The sequence below is a fragment of the Kitasatospora sp. NPDC057904 genome (assembly GCF_042887925.1).
Taxonomy (GTDB): domain Bacteria; phylum Actinomycetota; class Actinomycetes; order Streptomycetales; family Streptomycetaceae; genus Kitasatospora.
This window is the reverse complement of the sequence record NZ_JBHVOL010000004.1, coordinates 475,883-500,920: the sequence shown is the minus strand read 5'-3', so window position 1 is coordinate 500,920 and position 25,038 is coordinate 475,883. Positions and strand designations below refer to the sequence as shown.

Annotated in this window: 12 protein-coding genes; 7 read left to right on the top strand and 5 right to left on the bottom strand. The window is 70.0% G+C overall.

Translation table 11 applies throughout. From position 1 onward, the window contains the following. Window positions 1-3 precede the first annotated feature (3 nt). The gene (locus ACFVSN_RS13880) at window positions 4-441 is read right to left on the bottom strand and encodes a Pycsar system effector family protein (protein ID WP_387955171.1); all 438 of its coding nucleotides are present in this window, start codon (window positions 439-441) and stop codon (window positions 4-6) included. A gap of 377 nt (window positions 442-818) precedes the next feature. Further along, on the bottom strand, window positions 819-5,255 hold the full coding sequence (locus tag ACFVSN_RS13875) for a LamG-like jellyroll fold domain-containing protein (protein WP_387955169.1): 4,437 nt from the start codon (window positions 5,253-5,255) through the stop codon (window positions 819-821). A gap of 451 nt (window positions 5,256-5,706) precedes the next feature. On the opposite strand from ACFVSN_RS13875, the gene ACFVSN_RS13870 reads away from it, so the two are divergent. The 5 genes from ACFVSN_RS13870 to ACFVSN_RS13850 all read left to right on the top strand — a co-directional run bounded on the left by ACFVSN_RS13870 (window position 5,707) and on the right by ACFVSN_RS13850 (window position 18,960). Further along, complete coding sequence (locus ACFVSN_RS13870) at window positions 5,707-12,768, top strand: RHS repeat-associated core domain-containing protein (RefSeq protein WP_387955167.1); 7,062 nt, start codon at window positions 5,707-5,709, stop codon at window positions 12,766-12,768. A 165-nt stretch (window positions 12,769-12,933) separates the two neighbouring features. Further along, window positions 12,934-13,248 carry a hypothetical protein gene (locus ACFVSN_RS13865; protein ID WP_387955165.1) on the top strand — a complete coding sequence of 105 codons (315 nt, stop codon included), beginning with the start codon at window positions 12,934-12,936 and terminating at the stop codon, window positions 13,246-13,248. A 476-nt stretch (window positions 13,249-13,724) separates the two neighbouring features. Then, window positions 13,725-14,267, top strand: a complete 543-nt coding sequence (locus ACFVSN_RS13860) for an RHS repeat-associated core domain-containing protein (RefSeq protein ID WP_387955163.1) — start codon at window positions 13,725-13,727, stop codon at window positions 14,265-14,267. Between the two features lie 343 nt (window positions 14,268-14,610). Further along, window positions 14,611-15,741: a right-handed parallel beta-helix repeat-containing protein gene (locus ACFVSN_RS13855; RefSeq protein ID WP_387955161.1), complete on the top strand. Its 1,131-nt coding sequence runs from the start codon at window positions 14,611-14,613 to the stop codon at window positions 15,739-15,741. Between the two features lie 186 nt (window positions 15,742-15,927). Next, window positions 15,928-18,960, top strand: a complete 3,033-nt coding sequence (locus ACFVSN_RS13850) for an AAA family ATPase (RefSeq protein ID WP_387955159.1) — start codon at window positions 15,928-15,930, stop codon at window positions 18,958-18,960. 22 nt (window positions 18,961-18,982) lie between these two features. Here ACFVSN_RS13850 and ACFVSN_RS13845 read toward each other — a convergent pair whose 3' ends face one another. From ACFVSN_RS13845 to ACFVSN_RS13835, 3 genes are all read right to left on the bottom strand, one after another. Next, window positions 18,983-20,266 (bottom strand): MAB_1171c family putative transporter, encoded by a 1,284-nt coding sequence (locus ACFVSN_RS13845; protein ID WP_387955157.1) that lies wholly within the window; start codon window positions 20,264-20,266, stop codon window positions 18,983-18,985. Next, window positions 20,259-20,696: a ParH-like protein gene (locus ACFVSN_RS13840; RefSeq protein ID WP_387955155.1), complete on the bottom strand. Its 438-nt coding sequence runs from the start codon at window positions 20,694-20,696 to the stop codon at window positions 20,259-20,261. Before ACFVSN_RS13840 ends, ACFVSN_RS13845 begins: the two co-directional genes overlap by 8 nt. Before the next feature lie 192 nt (window positions 20,697-20,888). After that, a complete protein-coding gene (locus tag ACFVSN_RS13835) occupies window positions 20,889-21,317 on the bottom strand; it encodes an XRE family transcriptional regulator (RefSeq protein WP_380436237.1) in 429 nt (142 codons plus the stop codon). Between the two features lie 148 nt (window positions 21,318-21,465). Here ACFVSN_RS13835 and ACFVSN_RS13830 point away from each other — a divergent pair, with 148 nt between their 5' ends. Together ACFVSN_RS13830 and ACFVSN_RS13825 are read left to right on the top strand one after the other, a co-directional pair. Further along, window positions 21,466-22,341: a HEAT repeat domain-containing protein gene (locus tag ACFVSN_RS13830; RefSeq protein ID WP_387955153.1), complete on the top strand. Its 876-nt coding sequence runs from the start codon at window positions 21,466-21,468 to the stop codon at window positions 22,339-22,341. A gap of 409 nt (window positions 22,342-22,750) precedes the next feature. Further along, window positions 22,751-24,889: a restriction endonuclease gene (locus tag ACFVSN_RS13825; RefSeq protein WP_387955151.1), complete on the top strand. Its 2,139-nt coding sequence runs from the start codon at window positions 22,751-22,753 to the stop codon at window positions 24,887-24,889. The last annotated feature ends 149 nt before the right edge of the window (window positions 24,890-25,038 follow it).

Below are 25,038 nucleotides of genomic sequence, written 5' to 3'. Positions count from 1 at the left end.
CTCTCAATTCGCGCACGCGATCAACAGGCCGATTCCGGTCACCGTGCCTGCCGCAGCGATTAGGTCCACCGAGGTCCTCACCGCCCGGAACTTCCGCTCGGCGAGCGCGGCCAGCCGCTGCAGGCGCTGCGTCTCCAGCTCGGCCAGGGCCTCCCGATCCAGAGTCGTCAGGTTGGCAAGGGTGCTCGCCGTCACCGGACTGAGCCGGTACTGCTCCAGCTCGGCCAACGACCGCCCCTTCGGCAACGCGGGCCGGATGGCGAGAAGCGCGGCCGCCGCGGCAGCGAGCAGGAGCACACAGCCGCACAAGACCGCCATGGTCAGCAGCGCCGGCCAGGTGGACCAAGCCGGAACGGCCGCCACGGCTGCGGCCAGCGCGCCGCTGGCCAGCGTGCAGAGCGCGGCAGCCTTTCCGTCGGCACGCTGGAGCTCCACGAGCACCGCCGCCGACCTTGCGCCGAGTACCGCTTCCACGGGAACGGGTGAGGGGTCGGCAGTCCCGCTGTTTGTCTCCGGCATCAAAACCCCCTGGGATGTTCGGACGGTTCGGTCCATATGGCTACTCTCCGGGAAGCGAGTTCCAGCGGAAGCCCAGTAACGGGCACCGCTGCCGTTCGCCGCGTCACACCGGGACGCCCGCGCGACCGACTTTGGGTCGACCCTTGTAGACAGAGCGGAAGGTGCGGGGTGCCGCTGAACGGCAGGCCCACTGGCTGGAGCGCCTGACCTCACATCAGGGGCAGAGGACGGGAACAGGTATCGGCCTCTCTCCGAACGAAGCTCGGGGAGAGGCCGATACGATGCCGATCGGACGTGCGCTACTTGGTCTGGGCCTCGTAGGTCCAGCGCTCGTTCGCGCCGCCGGTGCAGTCCCACATGTCGAGCGCGCTGCCGTTCGTTGTGTCCCAGCCGTGCACGTCGATGCAGCGTCCGGATGCCGGGTTGTAGATCGAGCCGTCGAACTGGCGGATCCACGTCTGGGCGGCCGGGTCGCCGCAGGGTTGGGCGGTGATCCGGGTGCCGTTGACGGCGGGCGTGGTCGCCGTACCCAGGCAGGTGCCGGTGACCGGGTTCTTGATCTTGTTGTCGCCGGTCATCAGGAGGTGCTGGCTGTCCCCGTTCCAGCAGTCGTAGATCGCGGCGGCGGCGCCGGTGAGGCCGCCCCAGTTGTCCACGCACTTGCCGGGGTTGAAGGCGGTGTGGATCTGGACGAGCGAGTCGGTCGTCGCGAGCGCGTTCGCCTGCGGGTCGGTCAGTGCGTACGGGTAGATCCGGACGTCGCCGACCGCGCCGTTGAGCGCGTTGCCGGCGGGGTAGCGGTTGCTGATGTCGTTGCCGATGTTGAGGCTGCCGGCGGTCTTCCACGCGGTCGGGACCTTGGTGGAGCCGACCGCTCGGCCGTTGACGAACAGCGTGGCGGTGCCCGCCTCTGCGTTGTAGGTGCCGACCAGGTGAGTCCAGACGCCGAGTCGGGGCTTGGCCCGGTCCGTCGTCGGGTCTGTTGCGACGTAGTAGGTGCCGGTGTTGTAGTGATCGCCGTCCGGCAGGACGAAGGCCCACTTGCCGAGCCCGGCCGAGTACTGGAGGTAGAACGGGCTGCGCTCGTCGCCGGTGAGCGATAGCACGCTCTGGTAGCCGTTGGTGCTGTTGAGCTTCACCCACGCTGCGACGCTGTAGCTCCGGGTGGTGTCGAGGCCGGACGGTCCGGTGGTGCGGTAGAAGACGGAGCCGTCGAGCGCTGTGGCCTTGTTGGCGTTGCCGGTGTGATCGGCGGTGAGCACGGCGTTCTTCGGGTAGGCAGTGCCGGGCGCTCCGTTCTGGTACAGCGCGTTGGCGTCGCCGGTGTCACCGCTGCTACGGCCGTCGAGTGCCCACCACTGGGGATTGACGGACGTGTTGCCGATCGTGGAGGGGCCGACCTGCCAGGTGTATCCGGCGGCCGGGTTGCCGGGAGCAGTGGGCTGTCCCCACCAGATGTCGATCGTGCCGTTGCCCTTCATGGCCCAAAGGGTCGAGTTGCCGCTGCCGGTGAGGTCACCGTCGGAGCCGACGGTGGGCCAGGTGTCGGCGCTGACTCCGCCGATCTTGGTGCCGGGGCTGATCTGGGTGAGCGTCGGGGCCATGACGGTCTTGCCGGTCGGGTCCAGGATCGGCTTGCCCTGGTTGTCGGTGGCGACGACGGTGCTGGTGGTGAAGGTGTAGGCGAGCAGGTCGTCCTTGGCCGCGTCACCGGTCGCCGCGAGGTTCCGGCTCCACAACCCGGGGTGTCCCTGCTTGGCCCAGTCACCGGGAGTGATGAGTTCCTTGTCCTTCCAGCCGGAGGCGGCCAGTTGGACGGGCTTTCCGAGGGTGTTGGTGTCTGTGGCCGGGTAGTACCAGAGGGCGGCATCGGTGCCGTTGTTGAAGCTTTCAACGGTGAGCAGGCCGGTCTTGTTCTTGAATCCCAGCTTGGGATCGAGGTCGGAGTTCACCGGGTCGCCGAGCGCGGCGACCCGGAGCGTGTTCGACCAATCCTTGGCGTTGTAGCCGGGAGTGCCGAGCCATGCGCAGTTCTCCGTCTGTGTCGGTGAACAGGCGGGCTTCGAGATCGACTTCTTCGCGTCGATCCGCCCGTACACGCCGTCGTTCCCGGGATTGGGGTAGGCGACGAGGTCGGGCGAACCCGGTCCATGGACGATGACGTCATCGATGTGGGTACCGCCGGTCAGGGTGCCACGGTGCGTGAACTGGAAGTTCTTCCAGCTCAGACCGTCGGGCGCGGCACCGGCGGTGGCAACGGTCGTGACGGACGGGTTCTTGACGTTCGGGTTGCCCGGGGCGTTGTAGGTGCGCAGGTTGCCGGCCTGGTCGGCCAGCAGGATGTCGGGTGCTCCGTCGCCGGTCACGTCGCCGAAGACCGGCGGCGGGCCGTCGGGGTTCCACGGCACGTAGAACGAGTACGACGCGACGGGCGAGACGTTCTGCGCGTTGTCCATCACCTGGATGTACAAGATGTTGGTGCCCCAGCGGCCGGGTGCGACGGGGATCCCGCCTTGCGGCATCTGTGACCCGCAGGCCCAGCCGGCACCGGAGAACTGGGGGTCCCAGGACCAGCGGGCGCAGACCACACCGGAGGCGTAGCCGCCCCCCGCCGGGGCCGGGTCGGCTGCGGTGAACGGCACGAGACCGGTCTCCCCGACCCGCTTCTTGGTGACCTGGCCGTTGCCGGACGGCGGGTACTTGGTCGCCAGATCGGCATCCGACAACTGGGTGTAGACGTCCGGGACCGAAAGAGTCGGCGGGGTCAGGTCGACGCCGAAGCGGCAGACCGGGGTCGAGGCCGACATCTGCTGCATCACGGTGTCGGCACCCAGGGCGCCCCAGCCGTAGACGTGACCGTCCTTGATGACGCCGGGCTTGACCTGGAAGACCGCCACGCCGTTGTTGGGCGTCAGAGCGGAGTTGCCTTGGTCGGCGTCGGCGCTGAGGTCGGCGTAGTCCCAGATGTGGAACCAGCCGGTGAGCGAGTCCTGGGCTCGGCTGCTGACGGTGGCGTTGAGCGTGACCGTGCCGTTGAAACCGGCGGAGGAGTTCATCCAGCCGATCGAGTTGCCGTCGCAGCCCTGGTTGGTCGTCTCCGGGACCTTGGTGGTGGGGGCCGGGGAGGCGTTGGGGTTGGTCGGGGTATTGGGGACGCGGTCGTACTTGACGACGACGACCGGGGTGTAGTCGATGCGCTTGAACGCCTTCTGAATCGTCTCGTCGTGAGCGGCGAGGCCGAACGCGAGGCTGTCCCGCGCGGGTGCGTAGTTCTGGTAGACGGAGGTGACGTCGTAGTCGATCTGGTAGCTGCCGGTGCAGCCGTCGTGGTGCGCTCCGGGTACGGACTTCGTGCCGACCACGCCTCCGATGACGCCGGGAGGGTTGTTCCAGGTCGTGTTGTTGTCGATCGGATTGGTGAGGTAGAGGTCGACGTCGTACGGGTTGGTGCAGGAGTAGTCGGAGGACTCGACCTCCCACAGCGACAGGGTCGCGTTGTCGATGACGATGTCGTTGTACCAGCGGGTGTCGAACTGGAAGTACGAGCGTTCGACGCCCTTCTTGGTCCGGTAGCCCTGGAATCCGACGCCGGGGGTGGCGTACTGGTCACCGGTGTTGGCTACGGTCCTCCCGATGTTGGCCGTGGTCGGATAGGCGGATTGGGTCCAGGTCCAGGCGTTGGCCGAGCGGCTGTCGTAGAGCCAGCCCGGGTCGATGAACCAGGGCCCCTGGCCCTGGCCGAGGATGGACTCGTCCGTGGTCAGTTCGACCGCGTCAGGGGTGGCCGTGGTGGCCATGGTGGCGATCTTGGCTCCGGGGCCAGGACCTTCGGCGGTGCTGGTCCGGTCGGACCCGCCTGGTGTCACGTCATCGACGGCACCGGCGGCGTCCCGCTTCGAGGGTGCGGTAGCCGGCGACGTGCTGGTGGAGCTGTCCCACATCTGCGGAGCGGAGGCGTGCCAGCGGACCTTGCCGTCCGCGGTGGTGGCGGTGAGGTTGTTGTCGGCGTCGGCCTTGACAGTCACGCCCTTGGCGGTCGTGGGGAAACGGACCTTCTTGAGTGCCGGGTTCTTCGCCGCTTCGGCGGACTTGACGATCAGGACCGTGCTGAGGCTGCCGAGCTTGGACGTGGCCACCTTGAGGTCAACGCCGGGCGCGACTTCCGGATAGATCAGTGCCTGGCCACCCGGGTCGAGCGTCGGATTGGTGAGCGGGAACGGGGAATCCATGCTCAGCGATTCCCCGTCAGGGCTGGTCAGGGTGGCCAATGGCCCGGCACCCCCGCCGGACAGGCGCACGCCGGAGACCGAGGCCTTGGGGCGGAATCCGCCGGAGCCGTCCGCGATCAGCGTGCCGTCCAGAACGGCCCACGCCCCGTTCTGCTTCACGCGCTGCGGGTCGGCGTGCATGGTCCGGGCGAGGTGGCCGTCGGGAGTGGCGATAGTCTCGCTCGACTCGTCGGTCAGCTCCGGAACCGCGACGAGCTTTCCGGTCTTCTTCGCCTCGGCGATCGCCTTGTCGCCGGGCAGGACGGGCTTCTCGCCTGCGAACTTGGTGTCGCCGACGGTGATCGCGCCGGACAGTCCGGCCGGGAGGCCGGCCCAAGCAGCGGATGTCGAAGGTGGCGCGGTGTCGGCGAAGGCGCTGGGCACGATCGGCCCGACCGAGGTCAGCGCGAGAGCCAGACCGATCGCGGCGGCTGATGAGCGCCGTGACGGATACCTGATTCGGCGCATGCCGGAGGAAGCTCCGGGCGGAGCGGTAGGCATGATGTAGTCCCCCCACGAGAGATGCACGTGTCGATGCGTGCGAGCAACCTGCCGGTGAACGTAGGCAGGGCCAGAAGGCAAGCTGTCTCAGCGGCAAAGGCTTCGTCAACCACCTTTCACCGGCTGGATGTCCGATTTGCCATCGGGCCTCCCCGTTTACCCTCCGTGTGAGATCGGTCACGCAGGGCTGATGCAGTGAATCCGCTCGACCGCCCATTGGTTTGCACGCTACCCTCCGCCACAGTCGTTCGTCCGCGCCGTGTCGCGGTGCGGCCAACTCTGCTGGGGGGCAGTCATTTTGGTTCGTCATGTCCGTTTACGACGATCGGTTGGGCGGGTGGGTCCGCCGCCGACGTGGGGGAAGTCCCGAGTAGCACTCGTCAGTTCGCTGGCGCTTCTCGGCGCGTTGCTGTCACCGGTGGCACCGGCACTTGCCGCACCGCTCGCGGACAGCGGCAAGGACAAGATCTGGTCACCGCCCAACACGCCGTTGCCGAAGACGGGATCGGTGCCCGGCAAGCACGATGTACCCAAATCGACTCCTCGGGTGACCGGTTCGCCGGACTGGGTGCCGCCGAAGCCTCCGACGGGATCGGCGCACGGCAGCGCGGTGGCAACACTGGCAGCACCTCCGGCCGCCGGCTCGACGGCGGCCCGCAAGGGCGCGGACGGCGCTGAGATCCAGGAGCCTGCTGCAGGGGCGTCGCAGCGGGCCGGCGATCTGCCGGTATGGCTGGCCCCGGTTGCCACGTCCGGTGAATCCGCTCCGGCCGGCGCTGACGCGGGCTCCGCACCCGTGAGCGTCCAGGTGGCTTCGTCGACCGTCGCCGACGCCGCCGGCGTTCGAGGTCCACTGGTATCGCTCTCGCGGACCACCGAAGCCGACACGGCCAAGGTCAGGGTCGGCCTGGACCTGAGCGGCGTGGGGTTCGGCGGGGACTACAAGAACCGTGCGCGACTGGTCGCTCTGCCCGCGTGTGCACTGACCACACCGGACTCCGCAGGCTGCCTCACCCGTACGCCGGTTGCGTCGCACTACGACGAGCAGACCGATCGTCTGCTGGCCGATGTGGACCTCCCCGCTACCACATCGCCGACGAGCTCGCGCCAGCGAGCGCTGGCGAAGTCGTCCGACCTCGGTTCCATGGGCGTGGCGGCGCCGGTCGTCCTGGCACTGGACGGCACGCCGTCCAGCGGGACGGGCACCTTCAGCGCCACCTCGCTCTCGCCCAGCCAGGCCTGGTCGGCCGGAAGCTCCTCGGGATCGTTCAGCTACAGCTACCCGATCCAGTCCCCGCCCACCCTGGGCGGGGCGGTGCCGTCCCTCGCGCTCGGGTACGACTCGGCCTCGGTGGACGGCAAGACGGCCTCCACCAACTCCCAGGCCTCCTGGATCGGCGACGGCTGGGACCTGAGCTCCGGCTTCGTCGAGCGCTCGTACAAGTCGTGCGACAAGGCCGGCATCGCGGGTTCGGCGGACCAGTGCTGGGGCGGCGCGAATCTGACGCTGTCACTCGGCGGCCACTCCGGAGAGCTCGTCCCTCATGACGCCTCCTGCGTCGCGGGCAACGCCGCCGACGAGCAGTCGAGGTGCACCTGGCGGCTGAAGAACGACGACGGCACGAAGGTCGAGTACCTCACCGGTGCCGCCAACGGCACGTGGAACGGCTCCTACCTGAGGGTCACCGACTCCTCCGGCACTGTCTACTACTTCGGCCTCAACCAGCTTCCCGCCGCCGACGGCACCCCGAGCAAGGTCGGGCCCGAGAGCAAGTCCGCGTGGACTGTGCCGGTCTACTCCCCCAACCCCGGCGACCCGTGCTACGACGCGTCCAAGGGCAAGGGATCGTGGTGCCAGACGGCATGGCGCTGGAACCTCGACTACATCGTCGACGTCCACGGCAACCTCACCACCTACACCTACGCGCCCGAGACCAACTGGTACGCCCGCGGCGGCGGCCAGAACGGCGCCGCCGCCGCGGTGAACACCGCTTACACGCGCGCCGGCACCCTCGCCTCGATCGGCTACGGCCAGCTGCTGTCCGACCAGCTCACCGTCGGCGGTACCTACCAGCCCGCCTCCAGGATCGACTTCGAGACCGGTGAGCGGTGCACGTCGGCCTCCTGCGACCCGTCGCAGCAGTCTTCCCACCCCGAGTACTGGCCGGACGCCCCGCTCGACAAGCAGTGCCTCGACCAGGGCCGCTGCTCCAACTACGGCCCGAGCTTCTGGTCGACGAAGTGGCTCAACACCATCACCACCTCGATCCGGTCCGGCGGCGCCTACCGGCAGGTCGACCGCTACGTCCTGACACACGTCTTCAAGGACCCGAACAACGCGGCCCAGCAGGATCCGACGAATCCCACGAAGCCGACCGAGAACGCCCCGGTCGCCTGGCTCCAGTCGGTCAAACGGTTCGGCGAGGACAACTTCAACGGCCAGACCGAGAAGGACCTGCCCGAGGTCACCTTCACCGGCCTGATGATGCCGAACCGGGTCGACGGCCTGGTCCCGGCGCGCGCCCACTACAACCGTCCGCGGCTCGTGGGGATCACGACCGAGACCGGCGGCTCCATCCTGGTGAACTACAACCAGGACTCGTGCTCACGGGTGTCGGGCCGCATGCCGGCTTCGCCCGACAACAACACGATGAGCTGCTACAACGTCAAGTGGTTCGACAGCGGAGTGCAGAAGACGGTCGACGACTGGTTCCTGCGCTACCCGGTCAAGTCGGTCACCGTCGACCCCAACGCCGCACTCATCAGCGGTTCGGTGCCCAAGACGACCACCTACACCTACGGTCCCGCGGCGTGGCACCGCAACGACGGCGCGTTCACCGACAACGACTACCGCACCTGGGACCAGTTCCGCGGGTACGCGAGCGTCACGGTCGTGACCGGCTCCGGCAAGGACGGTCCGCAGTCCAAAACGTCCACCAGCTACTACCAGGGCATGGACGGCGACTACAAGGCGGACAACAACCCGCGGCCGGCCTCCGTCTCCGGGCCGACCAGCGGAAGCCGACCGGACACGGACTGGCTGTCGGGCCGGGTACTGGAGACCGACACCTACGCCGACGCAAACGCCACCTCACCCGCCGCGTACGCGGTGAACACGTACGAGAGCCCGAAGGAGACCACCGCCACACACGCGCGGACCGGACTTCCCGACCTGGTCTCACGCTACGCCGTCGTCAAGACCACCAGCGTCAGCACAGCGGCGACCACGACCGGCACACGCACGGTATCGACGGTCACCACGAGCGACCCGTCGAACGGCAACCGCGTCCTCACCTCCCTCAGCACCGCCGACGGCACTCCGGACGAATGCACCCGGACCTCGTACGCCACCGGCGCGAACGCACAGATGGCCGCCCTCGTGTCGGAGGTCCTGACGATCTCCGGCAGCAACGCCTGCGGCGCGGCGCCGACGGCGGCCAACACCATCTCCGACAAGCGCACCCTCTACGACGGCCTGGCCTTCGGTACCACAGGAGCCAAGGCCGAGGTCACCGGCGCCCAGGTCCTCGACAGCTACGACGCCTCGGGCACACCCACGTACGTCACCGTCGGCACCAACACCTACGACGCCTACGGCCGCACCGCCACCGTCACCGACCCGACCGTCACCGACAGCGCCAACCCGAACGGCGCCGTGGTCACCACCGCGTACAGCTCCGCCAACCCCGGCGAGCTGCCCAATCGCACCGTTACCAGTACCCCGGCACCCGCCGGAGCACCCGACGCAGGTGCCCGGCGCGAGACCACGGTCACCGTGGACCCCGCACGCTCGCTGCCCATCACCACGACGGACCCCAACGCCCGCACGCTCACCCAGGCCTACGACGCGCTCGGGCGCCTCAAGGCCGTCTGGATTCCGGGCCGTGACACGGCCGCAGGCGCCAACGTCACGTACGACTACGCCGTGAACGGGCTTACGGCGCCCTCCACGATCACCACCAACTCACTGTGGCCGAACGGCCACGACTACGGCACGTCGACCCAGATCCTCGACGGTCTGGGCCGCGTGGTGCAGACCCAGAGCCCGCCGGCGATCTCGGCCTACCAAGGCCGGATGGTCACGGACTCGTTCTACGACTCCCAGGGACGGGTCAACTCCACCTACGCCGGCTACTACGACGACACCAACCGACCCGGCACCAACCGCTGGATCCCGGACGCCGCGAAGGTCCCGAACAGGACCACGGTCCAGTTCGACGGCGTCGGCCGACCCGTCAGCAGCCAGTTCATCGCACTCGGCCAGCTCCAGACCACCACGACCACGTCCTACCTGGGAGCCGACCGCGTCGACGTGACGCCCCCGGCAGGCGCCACCGCGACCAGCACCGTCACCGACGCCCGCGGTCGCACCGCGCAGCTGTGGCAGTACCGGACACCCACGGCGACCGGCAACCCGGCGGACGCGGACGTCACCACCTACACCTACACACCGGCCGGCCAGGCCGCCACCCGCGTCGATGCCGCGGGCAACACCTGGAGCTACGCCTACGACCAGCGCGGGCGACAGGTCCGGGCCGATGACCCCGACACCGGCGTATCCACCCGCACCTACGACAGCGCGGGCCGTCTCGCCACCACCACGGACGCGCGCAACCAGACCGTCGTGCTCACCTACGACCTGCTCGGCCGCAAAACCGGCACCTACAACGGCACCGTGAGCCCGGCCAACCAGCTCACGGGATACTCCTACGACACCCTCCTCAAGGGCCAGGCGTCGAGCTCGACCCGGTACGCGGGCGGTGCCGGCGGAGCCGCCTACACCAAGGCGATCACCGAATACGACATCGGCTACCGGCCGACCAAGAGCACCGTGTCCATCCCCGGCAGCGAGATCGGCAAGACCGGGCAGACCACGTTCGAATACACCGCCGCCTACAACCCCGTCACCGGCTCGATGGTCAACGAAGGACGTGCCGCGGCAGGCGACCTCGCCCAGGAGTCGATCAACTACAACTACGAGGCCAACGGCCTCCTCAGCGACATGGGCGGCGCGGGCATCACCTACCTCCGCCAGGCGGACTGGGACGCCTACGGTCGCAACATCCGCTCCACCATGAATCCGTGGGGCACCCAGATCGTCGCGACCAACACCTATGACGAACCGACCGGACGCCTGCTGACCCAGTACGTCGACAAGCAGACCGCCACCACCGGCACCGTCCAGAACACCACCTACACCTACAACCCGGCCGGCAAGGTCACCGCAATCAGGGCCATCCCAGACAACGCCCCGGCTGCGACCGACCTGCAGTGCTTCACCTATGACTACCTGGGCCGCGTCACCACGGCGTGGAGCGACACCGGCCGGCTCAACCAACCGACACCGTCGCTCGCCGGCCAGGGAGCCTGCGCCAACGCAACACCCACCAGCGGAGCGGTCGCACCGGCGAAGACCACCGCCGGCGGAAGCACGGCGTACTGGCAGGACTACGGCTACGACCTGGCCGGCAACCGCACCAAGCTGGTCAACCACAACCTGGCGGGCGACACGTCGAAGGACGTGACGATCGACCAGTCCTTCCCCGCGCCCGGCACTCGCAACACCCCGACCACAGCGGCCGGGACGGGCGGCGGCACGGGTGGCCCGCACGCCCTGGCCACCAACAGGTCCACGTTCGCCGGCGGGTCCTATGGTCCGGGCGTCGACCAGTACGACGCGGCCGGCAACACCACCCAGATCGGCAACCCCGGCAGCAACAAAACCCTCGGTGCCGGCTTCGTCCTCAACCCCGGTGAGTCCGTGCGCTCCAACAGCGTGCAGCTCGCCATGCAGGACGACGGAAACCTGGTACTCAGCTCCCTGCGCACCGGGCAGGCGGTCTGGTCCAGCAACACCCAGAACCACCCGGGCGCCTGGGCGACCATGCAGGACGACGGCAACTTCGTGGTCTACGACGCCCAACGCACCCTGCTGTGGTCCTCACAGACCGTGGCCGGCGCCGGAAGCGGCTACTTCGCGGTCGTCCAGGACGACGGCAAGTTCAGCGTCTACACGCCGAACTGGCAGGAGAAGTGGTCGAGTTCCACCTGGAACGCGACCGACGCCGCGAACGGCGCGACGCTGACGTGGGACATCGAGGGCAAGCTCGCCTCACTCACCCAGGGCGCGCAGACCACGACGTACCTCTACGACGCCGACGGCAACCAGCTCGTGCGCCGCAACCCCGGCAAGACCACCGTCAACCTCGGCGGCGGCGACGAACTCACCTACGACACCAACAGCCAGACCAGCACCGGCACCCGCTACTACACCATCCCCGGAGGCATCACCCTGGTCCGCCAGGGCCCGACGAAGCTCACCTACCAGTTCTCCGACACTCACGGCAGCAACACGCTGTCCATCGACTCCGCCACCACCGCCGAAACCCGCCGCTCCTTCGACCCGTTCGGCGCGGCACGCGGAGCGGGCTCCCTGTCCACCCCGTGGTCCGGCAACAAGGGCTTCGTCAACGGCCTCAAGGACGACACCACCGGCTTCACCAACCTCGGCGCCCGCCAGTACCAGCCCACCACCGGCCGCTTCCTGAGCCCCGACCCAATCCTGGACGCCAAGGATCCACTCCAGTGGAACGCCTACGCCTACAGCAACAACGACCCGGTCAACCGCGACGATCCCAGCGGCCTCAAGTCCCCTGAATGCGGCACTCTCTACGACTGCGGGTCGGGCGGCACGATCACGATGAAGAACTATGCCGAGACCACGGCAAATTATGTTCCAGAATCCGTTCGCAAGCGGGAGCAGCAGACTCAGCCAAAAGTGATCAAGACCAGCAGTGGAAACTATCTGAACACTCTGCAGCCATGCCGCGGAAACACGTACATGGCCGTGCACGGTTTTAACTGCGCGCCCGCACCAGACTATGCCGGAACGATCGAGAATTCCGATGGAAAGACTCTCTCTGGAGATCAGACGAAGGATCTGAGCCCCGAGGACATCGCCCGGATGTGGCACCAGGGTGTTGGCGAGCAAACTCCGAACATGATTTTTGGGTCCGATTCGAGGCTTTCCGCCATGGTGGCCTCAGACGAGCATGTGCTTGAGCTTCAGAAGGAGCTCATTCAAGGATTTCAGCATCCAGGCTGGTACGACAATGTCGAAGAGGGCAAGTGGGTATCCAGGGACAGGAAGGGCGGATACTCACTCAATGGGATCAAGGATATCTTGGCCTTGGCGGGCCTAAAGCTCAGTTTCTCGGGGGATCCCCTACTTCGGGGAGACGACGGGAGTCGCGCGGACGCCGTTCTTGGAAGCTACACCCTTGACTATCAGGTTGCATCCATGGACAAGACCGCCAAGACCATGGTCGTCAACTATCATGTCACCAATGTGACCGGATGGACCTCTTTCTGTCATGCCGGATGCGGCAAAACCGATACGACAACCGGCACAGGGGCAACGATTCGTCAGGATATCTACTTCACTCAGGTTCTTGACCTGACGAGGAAGTACTATCGTTAGCGTCATGAAAGGGGCCACTGGATGACGCTTGGATTGAGGTTACGCTCTGCCGTATCTGCGGCATTGATGTCGACTGCAGTGCTGGTCTTCTCTGGCTGCGGAGGCCCTAAGGCACCTTCCTTGACAGAAGCGGACGTCGCGGGCACGTGGACAGGAGGGGGAGACGTGGTGTTGATGTTCTCTGCCGACCATCAATTTTCCGCAGACGTGCGGCGCGGCGCGGGCTTCCTGGAGAAGTCGGGGAAGACGCAGGCCGGATCCTGGAAGATCGTCCACCTGGGAAACGACGAGGATCCCGGGGTGGAAATCTCCTTCCCGACAGCCGAGCAGCCGAGCCTGACGCCACCGTCGATTCGCCTCGTGTCACACCTGGACGGAGACAAGTTGTCCATGTGTCTCTATGCGGAGCCGGATAAGCCATGTTCGGGGTATCTGCTGCATCGGACGGTGCCGACGACGGGCCGGGCAACAGGTGGGTGATTTTACCGCGCGAGCGACAAGGCAAGTCGGCCTCAGCTTGTTGTAGCTGAGGTGGCCATTCGGCCAATTGAAATTCTTGATGCCCAGGGCTGGAAACATGTGCCGCGGCTGTTCTCCGCGCTTCGAGATGTCTAATAAACGAAGTGCGAGGGGACGGCCGCGGCCTACTCCGGCGGCCACCCAGATCCTGGTGCCACGGGCGCCGCCCTATCGCTCGACGCTCCAGCCGAGCTCCAGCGATCCCCATTGCTGCTCAAGCAGCAGCGACAGGGGTTCAGCTACCACCCGAAAGACCAACGCCCCGGCACAGCCGAGGGCGACCCGAATCGGCTACCAGGTCCTCACCCAAGAGCTCGCACCTGTCACCTGCAGAGCTTGGCCTGACCTGCACCTCTGCAACGGTGGCGTTGGAAAATCGCGCCCCTGGCGTTGTCGCGGGAGCCAGGCCACATCATCTGAGCTGGGGCGACTAGATTTTGGAGACATCCCACACCAACAGCCAGACCAGCACCGGCACCCGGTACTACGCCATCCCCGGAGGCATCACCCTGGTCCGCCAGGGCCCGACGAAGCTCACCCACCGGTTCTCCGACACCCACGGCAGCAACACGCTGTCCATCGACTCCGCTACCACGAGCGGAACCCGCCGCTCCTTCGACCCGTTCGGCGCGGCACGCGGAGCCGGCTCCCTGTCCACCCCGTGGTCCGGCAACAAGGGCTTCGTCAACGGCCTCAAGGACGACACCACCGGCTTCACCAACCTCGGCGCCCGCCAGTACCAGCCCACCACCGGCCGCTTCCTGAGCCCCGACCCAATCCTGGACGCCAAGGACCCGCTCCAGCGGAACGCCTACGCCTACAGCAACAACAACCCGGTCAACCGCTCCGGGCCCAACAGCCTCATAGTGGTACGGCGCTGGTACCACCGCATCCTGCACAACCGGCTCGCGGCTCGGCTGTGGAGGGCGCTGCGCCCCCTGCCGAAGGTCGTCGTCACGACCGTCCCGTTCCACGTGTAGCTCAGCGGCGGTGCCGGGTGAGCCGGCAGCGCCGACCTGCCCTGATCAGCGGCTGGGACGTCCGGGCGCCCTCTCGCGCCCGCACAACCGGCTCCCGTTACGGTACGAAGCCATCCGCTCACCCATCCGGAAGCGCCGACGAGCCGATCCGGCACCCAGCTGCTCAGATGTTGGCATCTGCTGTTCGCACCTGTCTGAAAGCGGCAGCTCTCCGGTCCTGTTCCGACCAACCGGCACCGTGTCGACTCACCCCCGCGACCGACAGCCGCTTCCCGTCGGAGCCGACCCGCCAGCCCACTCCGCAGGCGAGCTCGGGCGGCCCGTGAGTTCCCTGAGGAGCACCATGCGGAATCTGCACATCCCCCGGTACCTTGCGACGGGCACGGCCCTCGGCCTCGGCCTGGCCGTCGTCCCGACGACCGCCGAAGCCGCGACCAACGTTCCGTGCACCACCGCCGCACTGATCACCGCGATCAGTACGGCCAACGGATCCGGTGGGGGCACCCTGAACCTGGCCCCGGGCTGCACGTACACCCTCACCACGGCATTCAACGGGGGCGACGCGGGCCTGCCGGCCATCACCACCCCGATCACCGTCAACGCCGACGGGGACACCATCGAGCGGTCCACGGCGGCGGGCACTCCCCAGTTCCTCGTCATCAGGGTCGACGGCGGCAAGCTCACCCTCAACAACGGCACGGTCAGGGGCGGCAGCACTCCCGGCGACGGCGGTGGCATCCAGAACATCAACGCCGGCAGCCTGACTCTCCAGGCGAGCACCGTCACCGGCAACACCGCCGGTGGCGTCGGCGGCGGCATCGCCGGCTTCGCCAACGGCACCGTGGTCCTGCGGGCGAGCAGCGTCGACCACAACACGGCCACCGGCGCGGGAGGAGGCATCTTCAGTGGCGGCGCGCTGACCCTGGAGGCCAGCAGCATCAGAAGCAACACCGGCGACCTCGGCGGTGGCGTCTTCGCCGGATCGAACGGCAAGCTGACGATGGCGGCCGGTGACATCAGCGACAACACCGCCGTCACCGCCTTCGGCGGCATCCTCAACAGCGGCACCGCGACGCTGCGATCGGCTCTGGTCAAGGGCAACACGGCGGCCGTCAGCGCCGGCATCAGCAACCACGGCACCATGACGCTGCAGGACACCACCGTCAGCGGCAACACCGCGACCGCGGGCAACGCCGGCGGCATCGCCAACATCACCAGCGCCACGCTGACCCTGGAGGCCAGCACCGTCAGCGGCAACACCGCCAACAGCCCGGGTGCCACCGGCGGCGGCCTCGCCAACCTGGGCACCGCGACCCTCATCGCCAGCACGGTGACCGACAACAGCGCCGACAGCGCCCCCGGCGGCATCTACAACAACACGGGCACGGTGGGACTCGTCGCCACCACCGTGGCCGGCAACCGCCCGACCAACTGCGCGGGCAGCCCCACCCCCGTCCCCGGGTGCTCCGGCTGACCCACACCCACGCCGCAACGGCGCCGCCGGGAAAGCCTCCGGTGGCGCCGTCGCAGCGTGCGCGGACCTGTCAACACCAAGGTCATTCCGCGCACTTGATGGCCAGTCGGACACGCCACAGGGCCCCGCGTTTGCCAAATGATCAGCTGATATGAATCAATACGCAAGGTTCATTCATATCAGCTGATGGACTGCGGGCTGGGCCAGGGGGACCGGCGGACGGGGGTGGCACACGTGTCGCGGTGGCGGACGCCCGACGATACAGAACTACTGGCGCGCGAAGGCGAGCTGACCCGGCTTCGGGCTGTCGTCGACGGTCTGCGCAGCGGCCGCGGTGCCGTGATCGAGATCGCGGGCGACCCGGGGACGGGAAAGAGCGCGCTCCTGCGCGTGGTCGCCGACCATGCCCGGGTACGCGGCATCCCGGTCTCCCAGGCCCGCGCCGTACGACGGCCGACGGTGCCGTACCAGATCTTCGTGGACGCGTACGGCGACCGGCTCGCCGGTGAGACCGCCGATGAGCAGCGCGACCGCTGCCGCGTCTTCCGGGGCTCCGGGGCCGGCACCGGGCCGACCTCCGAGGAGCACTTCCGCCGTGGGCGGGTGGCCCGCGAGCTGCTGGCCGAATGGGCCTCCGCAACAGGCGGTGGCGTGCTGTTGCTGGACGACGTCCACCTGTGCGATCCGGAGTCGGCCGAACTCGTCGCCCAGCTCGTCCGCACGCCGGTGCCGGGCCCGTTGCTCCTCGCCGTCGCGCACCGGCCCCGCCAGACCGCCCTGCCCCTGTTGGAGGAGCTGAGCCACGGCGTGCGGGCCGGCAGCGTCGTCCGGATCGAGCCGGCCGCGCTGGACCCGGCGGCCGTCACCGCCCTCCTGGGCCGCCGGGGTCCGGCGAACGCCTACGACCCGCCCGACGTCGTCGGCAGCACCGAGAGCGCGGGCACCGTCGGCACGCCCGCCGACGCCCGTCGATTGTGCGCCGCCGCCGACGGCAACCCCACGTACGTCCGCATCCTCGCCGCTGCCGACTGGCATCCTGACGACTGGCCGGCGAGTCCCGGGGAGGACCGGGACGGACTGCTGCGCGAGGCGGTGGCGCTGGCAGCCGAGTTGGACGCGCTCACGCCGGACGCGGCCGCAGCGGTCGACGCCGCCGCCGTGTTGGGCGACCACGTCGAGCCGGCGGATCTCACGGTGGTCTCGGGGCTCGAACCCGCCCGCGTCCACGCCGCACTCGCCGAACTGACCCGTGCCGACCTGCTGCGTCCCGTCGCCGGAGGCGCGCGGTTCGCGTTCCGGCATCCGGTGCTGCGGCACGTCGCCCATGAACGCGCGGATGCCGTCTCCCGGGTGTCGGCCCATCGCCGGGCGCTGGACCTGCTCACGGACCGCGAATGCACGGCCGCCGCCCGCGCCCGGCACGCGGAGCAGCTGGTCGGCACGGACGGCGTCACCGCGCTGGAGCTGCTGGTCGAAGGCGCGCAGGAGATCGCCGACGACGCGCCGGCCACGGCGGCTCGTTGGCTCGGGCTGGTGCTCGAATCCCTGCCCGGCAGGGACGCCCTCCGGCTGCCCACGGATTCGCTGGTGCTCGCCCGTGCCCGCGCACTCGCTGCCGCCGGCCGACTCGCCGACGCGCGGGCGCTGACCCACGAGGTGCTGCGCGAGGCGGCGCGCCTCGACCCGGAGCTCCGCGCCGAGGCGTACCTCGTCTCCGCCCTCTGCGAGCGGCAGCTCGGGCGCTACCGGGAGGCGGAGGCACTGGTCCGTGCGGCCTTGGGCGACCTGCCCGGGTCGCTGCCCGGTCCCGGTCCCGGTCCCGGTCCCGCTCCCGCGCACGTCGCCGAACTCGCCCTGGAATACGGCCGGGTCTCGCTGTTGGAAGGGACCTACGAGCAGACGCACCTGTTGGTCGGGCGCGCTGTGCAGGCCGCGAACGGCGCCGAGGACCGGACATCGACGGTGGCCGCCAGGGCACTCGCGGCTCTCGGTGACACCTACCTCGGCGACGTGGCGGCCGCAGCGCCCGCGGTCACCTACTGCGCCGGGCGACTGGACGGTCTGCCGGACACCGTGCTGGCCCGCAACCCCGAACTCCCCGCCGCGATCGGCTGGTCCGAGGTGTTCCTGGAGCGCTTCCCGGCCGCCTCCCGGCACTTCGGGCGGGGTCTGGCCGTCACCAGGGCCGGCGGCCCGCAGCAGATGCTGCCGCACCTGCTGCTGGGGCAGTGCGGCCTCGACACCCGCACCGGCCGGCTCGACCGGGCCGTCCACTCGGCGCTGGAGGCCGAACGGCTGGCCCGCGCCGCCGGCGCCCACGACGTGGCCGGCCGCGCCATGGCGCTCCGGGCGACGGCACTCGCGTGGGCACAGGGCACGCAGCAGTCCGCTGCCGTCGTCGCGCTCGCCGAGGCGGGAACCCACGGCACCCGTCCCGGCGACAACTGGTGGGCGGGTTCCGGGGTCGGTGCGCTCGCCCAGGCACAACTCCTCACCGGTGACGCCCCCGCGGCGCTGCGGACCCTGCTGGAGGACGGCGGGGGCGACGGCCTGCCGTTGCTCCAGCCCACCCTGCTCCCCCAGTGGCTGGGCGTCCTGACCATGGCGGCCGTGCGCTGCGGAGACCGGACCGGCGCCGAACGCTGGGCCCGGCAGGCCGACTCGGCCGCCGACCGGCTGGGACTGCCCGGCCAGCGCATGCACGCCCGCCGGGCACGGGCCCTCGTCCACGCCTCCGGCCACGAGCACGACACCGCCGTCGTCCTGTTCGACCAGTCGGCGCAGGGCTTTCGGCGCGCGGGCCTGCCGATCCAGCAGATCTGGACCCTCGTGCTGGGCGCGGCCTCGACGGCGGCGGTCCACGGTCCTGCGGCTGCCACGGCCCAGCTGGACTCGGCCCTGCATCTGGCCCGTCACTACGGCGCCCTGCGGCTGTCCGAGGAAGCCCTGCGGGAGCAGGCGAAGCTGACGACCGGAACGACCCGGGCCCACCGTCCCTCGACGGACCGACGGCAGCCCCTGCGGCTGCTCACCGAGCGCGAGCGCGAGGTCGCCCGGCTGGTCGGCGCCGGCGTCACCAGCCGCCAGGTCGCCCACGAGCTCGTGCTGAGCACTCGCACCGTGGAGACGCACCTGCAGCGGATCTACCGCAAGCTCGACGTACCGTCACGAGCCGCACTGGCCCGCCTGGTGGAGCGGGAGCTGCACAGCCCGGGGTAGGCCGGGCAGGGGCGGTCCGGCCTCATCCGCGGACGCTGTTCAGCTCGTCGCGCACCCGGCTGCGGACCCGGGCCACGGCCGGGGACGCGGTGAAGGCGTCCGCCACCTTGATCAGCCAGGCGACCTCCTCGTCGATGCCGACCTGCCCCTCGGACGGGACGTATCCGGCTGACGGTTCGGCGGGGTAACGGTGCCCGGCCCCGGCCGCCTCCAGGGCGGCGGCGATGCCGGCCGCCTCCACGGTCGCGGCGACCTCGTGGCGCCGACGAAGGCGCACTCCGCCGGTGCTCGCGGTGCTCGCGGTGAACTCGGCGACCCACGACGGCACCTGCGGGTGCACGTACGGACGGAGCGCGAGCTGGCCGTCACGGATCTCGATGATGCGGCGGTAGAGCGCGAACTGCGCACCGTGCGGCGTGCGCCGCCCCACCCGCGCGGTTTCCGGCAGCAGCTCCACCGCCGGCACCGTCGCCCGCAGCACCGACCACAACGGTTCCAGTCGGCGGTACGCGTACCGGGCGCGCAGAGGTCGCCACCACCTCGCCAGACGGCCGCCCCAGGCGGGCGCGGTCGCTCCGGCCAGCATCAGGACGACGCAGACGAGTGCCGACACGGCGGACGCCGCGCTCTCGGCGCCGATCTCACCGCCGGTGGTCAGCAGGTCGACCACGTCGTTGACGTTGCCGGCGATCCAGAGCAGCCCGATCACGGTCCCGGATGCCATCAGCCGCAGTCCGGAGCGGAGCGCGCCCGGCGGCATGCGGCGGGCGGCCCGGCCGGTCAGCAGTCCGAACACGGCCAGCCGCCAGACCAGGTGGGCCGTGAGCAGCCCGATATAGGCGACCAGGAGGAACCGCCGCTGGCCGTGCGCGACGACGAGGGCGCCCACCTGGGTGGTGCCGGCGGCGACGTACGCGCCGACGCTCAGCAGGAAGGCCCCGGCCGTGATGGCCGCCTGGCGTCGGAGCCCGCCCCGGACACCGCCCCGGATGCCGTCCGGCGGCTGGATCGAGTAGGCCAGCATGGCCAGGAATCCGACCGCGAGGAGTTCCAGCTCGTCGCTGACGAGCCGGAGGCAGCCGAATCCGAACCAGGACCACGGCCAGGACCCGAGGCCGCTCACCGCGGTGAACGTCGCCGGAGGCGTCGTCGCCAGCCCCAGCCCCAGGCACAGCCCGGAGGCGTACACGTAGCGGAGCGCCGGATCGGACCGCCGACCGCGGTCGGACAGGGCCTTGGCCGCCGTTCCGACGAGGGTGATCAGGCAGGCGAGGTAGTCGGCCACGTCGGCCAGCCGGTCACTCATGGTCTGCCGCACGGCTCCTCGGTGCCGGTCCGAACACGGAGCCCAGCCGGGTCACCCGGCCGTCGGAATCACCGGTGTCCGCGGACCCGGTCCGGGCCCGGTGCCTGGCGCGTTGCAGGACGAGGGAGGCGATCAGTTCGGCCTCCTGCTCCTGACGGTCGGAGTAGGCCGAGCGGCCGAGCACGCGCCGGATCAGCTCGCCCGACAGATGGGGCATCAGCGCCTCGGACGCGGCCGATCCGAGCGCGGTCGTGCCGGCGTGCCCGCAGAGCAGGTGGCCGACCTCGTGGAGCAGGATGTGCTGCTGGTGCAGCACGCTGGTGTCGGAGGGGTACCCGATGTAGTCGGCCCGGTCGGTGCTGGCCAGGATCCCGCACGGGCCCCTGCTCCGCCCCGGCAGCGGCACCAACTCGAGTGGCCTGCCCCGCATTCGCGCCAGTGTCTCGGCGAGGGCCGGCATCTCGAAGGGCTCCGGAAGGGGCAGCGCCTCCGCGATCTCCCGGCACCTCCGCCACAACTCCGCGTCCCTGTGGTCTGCCTGCCTCACGATTCCTCCCCCCGGGCTCGTCGACGGCGCGCCGACGAGAAGTGATCCTAGGCGCGGACGACGGTTCGGCTGGAATCAGCCGGCCCGCCCGGCGTTGGCCTCGCGTCTGGCGATCGCCTCGATCATGTCGCTGATCGTCCCGAGCCCGTCGGCGGACAGGGTCACCGCGCGCAGGGCCACGTCGCGCACACCGGAGTCGCGCAGGGCGCCGAGAAGCTCCAGCTCTTCGGCGATCCGCGCGCTCCGCTCGTCGTCGAAGAAGTAGACCGGGGACACCTGGAAGAAGGTCGCCAGCGCCTCCAGGTGACGCTTGGTCGGGTTGTCCCGCCGACCGGTGCGCAGCTGCCACAGGTACGTCGCCGAGAAGCTCTCACCGGTGGCCTCACGGCAGGCCCGGGCGACCTCGTCATTGCTGTACGGCTCGCGGTTGGGACGGCGAACCACCTGGAACAACCTGTCGATCCTGTCGGCGAGCGTCGACGTGCCGGGGTCGGGACCGAGCATCGCGGACCTCCCTCACACCTCGCACCGTTCGCCCGGATGCACCGGGCCTCTCGTCGCGATCATCCTAGGTGACACAATCGGGGTGCGTGCCGGACGAAGGCCGACGCCCACCCCGGCCTGCCGGGTTACCGAAAGTCGACTGCCCCCCATGGACCTGATGCCCGCGGAGATCGACGGCCTCCTCACGAACTACGTGTACCGGGACGACGGTGCCCTCGACGACCTGATCGCCGCAGGACCGGCGAGTCTGCACCGGCTCCTCGCCATTCTGGCCGGCCGGGCCGAGCCGGGCTGGGACATGGCGGAGATCACGCGCCACGACCGGGACGACTACCGGCGCCCCGGCTCCTTGCAGATACTCCTGGCCAAGGCCTTCCCGGATGCGCTCTTCGATGCCCTGGCAGACGATCCCTCGCTCGAATCGGTGCTGGCCCGCGAGACGTTCTCGTGCGTCGAGGATGCGCGGACCCTGCCGTTCCTGGAGCGCCAACTGCGGTCCCGTAGCCCCGAGTACCGCCGCCGGGCGCTGCGGGGTCTGGCCGAGAACGGGACGGCCGATCACACGGAGGCCGTCCTTGCGTGCCTGGCGGACCCCGAGGTGCGGCCCGACGCACTGGCCACGCTGGCGCGGCTGGGTGACGCCCGGGCCGTCGAGCCGTTGCTGCGCGCGCACACCGCGGACGACTCACCTCTCGCCCGGCTCGCCGGACTGGCCCTGGACCAGGTCGAGCAGCGCCTCGGCGGCCCGCCGGCACCGCCGGTCTGGCGCGAGCTGGGGCCGGTGGCGTTCACCGCGGAGACCGTGGGGCTCGGCGTGCCGTGGAACGTGGCCGAGGTCCTGGTGGAACCCGGGCAGACCGTCCGGGGCGGCGAACTCATGGCCACCCTGTCGAACGACGCGATCGACCAGGAACTGATCACGGACTGGCCCGGCACGGTCACGGAGGTCCGGATCACCGTGGGCGACGAGGTTCCGGAGGCGGCCATCGTCCTCGTCGTGAGGTCGCGCCGCCGGATCGGGTAGCGACGCGAGTACGGTCCGCGGCACAGTCGGAGAGAGCTCCCGTGTTGTGACAGACAAGGGATCGGCCGGCCCCTGGATGACGGAGCGTCAGCCATGGCCGGCCGGTGCCGCGGACTGATCGGTGGCCGCTCAGCCCTTGGAGTTCTCGCGGAGTCGATGGATCCCGATGATCCCGGAACGGTGCACTCGGGCACATTGGTAGAACTACGCAACCGGATACCGAGGTTCACCCTGCGGTCGGAACCTGGAGACCGGGACGTGCGGGCCCCGAGGAGGAAGCGAGGATTCAACACGCCCGCCCACCAGCAGCGGACGCCTCCCCCGCAGGTCGGGGTGCGTGGCTCGGTGGGGTGTTCACGTTCTATTGTGGCGGGCGCCGGTGGCGGTGCGTGGAGTGGAGGGGTGGACGGTGGCGGGGCGGCGGAACGACGGGGTGCTGGCGGTCTGGGCGGAGACGCAGCGGCAGCAGCAGCGCCGGGAGGAGGCCCGCTGGCGGGCGCAGGCGGCGGAGGAGCGGCGCCGGGAGCGCGAATTGCGGGAGGCGCAGCGGGCGGCGGTGCGCGGCGAGCGGGAGGCGCAGCGCGCGTACCAGCAGTCGCGGGAGGCGGACGCGGCCCGCCGGACGGCCGAACTGGACGCCCGAGTCGAGGAGTTGCGCGGGTTGCTGGCGGCCGGGCTGCGGGAGCCGGAGTTCAGCCCGCAGGCGTTGCTGGCGCCGCGTCCGGTGCCGCCGTTCGAGCCGGGTGCGCTGGGTGAGCCGGTGCCGATGCCCGATCAGAACGCCTACCTGGTGCCGCCGCCGGATCCGGCGCAGTCCCGCAACGCGGGGGTGTGGCAGCGCTACGAGCAGTACGCGGCGCAGGCGCGTGCCCGGTTCGAGCAGGACTGGTACTCCGCGCAGGCGCAGGAGGCGGACCGGCAGCGGCGGCTGGCGGCCTGTCACCAGGAGTACCTGGAGCGGGTGGCCAGGCACCGCAGGGAGGACGAGGAGCGGACCGTCCGCACGGAGGAACTGCTGCGCCGGCTGCGCGCGGGCGAGCCGGAGGCCGTCCAGGAGTACTTCACGGCCGGGCTGTACGCGTCCGCCGCGTGGCCGGAGGGCTTCCCGCACCGGCTGGTGGCGGCGTGGGAGGCGTCGTCGCGCCAGCTGGTGGTGAACTGGGAGCTGCCGGGCCCGGACGTGGTGCCGGCCGCGGTGCGGGTGCGGTATGTGAAGTCGGACGACCGCGAGGCCGAGGTAGCCCGTCCGGCGACGGAGCGCAAGGCGCTGTACCGGGAGGTGCTGGCGCAGACCTCGCTGCGGGTGGCGGCGGAGCTGTTCCGGGCGGACCGGGACGGGATGCTGGACTCGGTGGTGCTGAACGGTTTCGTCCGCGGCATCGACCCGGCGACCGGCCGGGAGTCGGAGCGCTTCCTGTCGACGCTGTCGGCCGCGCGGGCCGACTTCGCCGGGCTCGCGCTGGACCGGGTGGCGCCGGTGGAGTGCTTCCAGGGCCTCGGCGGCACGCTGTCGGCGCGCCCTGAGCGGCTGGACGAGGTGCGGCCGGGCCGGCTGCCGGAGACGGTGGGCGGGAGCCTGGCCGGGCACGGCGGCGAGGACGACCCGGACCTGTTCGAGATGGACCCGATCGAGTTCGAGAACCTGATCGCGGAGCTGTTCCGGCTGCGCGGTTTCCGGGTGATGACGACGGCCCGCAGCGGTGACGTCGGGGTGGACGTGGTCGCCGAGGACCTCGATCCGGTGACCGGCGGCAAGATCGTGATCCAGGCGAAGCGCTACCGCTCGACCGTCTCCCCCACGGCCGTGCGCGACCTCGACTCCACCGTGCGCCACCACGGCGCGATCAAGGGCATCCTGGTGACGACCGCGGGCTTCGGCCCGGGCTCGTACGAGTACATCCGCAACAAGCCGCTGTCGCTGGTCAGCGGCCCCGAGCTGGTCGAGCTGCTGGCCGAGCAGGGCCTGCGCGGGCGGCTCGGCGGCGCCCCGCACGCCGTCGACGAGGCACCGGACGGGGACGGGCCGGCCGAGCGGCGCACCGGTGTCGAGGTGGTGTGGCGGAGCCGGACGGCCGGCGGGGACGCGGTCGAGCTGGACGTGACGGCGTTCGTGTGCGCGGGCGGCCGGGTGCTGAGCGACGAGCACTTCGTGTTCTTCAACAATCCGCAGGACCCGGACGGCGCGGTGCGCCTGCACCCGACCCGTTCGGTGCCGGGCGAGCCGTTGCGGGCCGCCCGGGTCACGCTGGACCCGGCCCGGCTGGGGCCCGCGGTGGAGGAGGTGGTGATCGCCGTCTCGACCGAGGAGGAGGAGCCGCCGGCGCTGCCCCTCGGGTACGTGCACGGGCTGGCGCTGACGGGCGCGTACGGGCAGGGCGTGGCCGGTCCCGAGCGGTGGACGGCCGACACCGGGGGCGTGCCGGACAGCGCGATGCTGGTCGGGGCGTTCCACCGCAACGGCGGGGGCTGGCGGTTCACGCCCTCGGGCGCGTCGGTGACCAACGGCCTGGCCGGGCTCGCGGGGGCGTTCGGCGTGGCGGTCGAGTAGCGGGGCTCCGCCGAGCGGTATCGGGGTCGAGCGTCATACCTGAGGAGGAGAGGGGCCCCCTCCACTACGGCAGGAGGGCGGGGGTCACCCCTCCCCGGGACATACGAATCGCTTTCGAAGTCCTTGGAAGGATGGAACGTACCCGATCA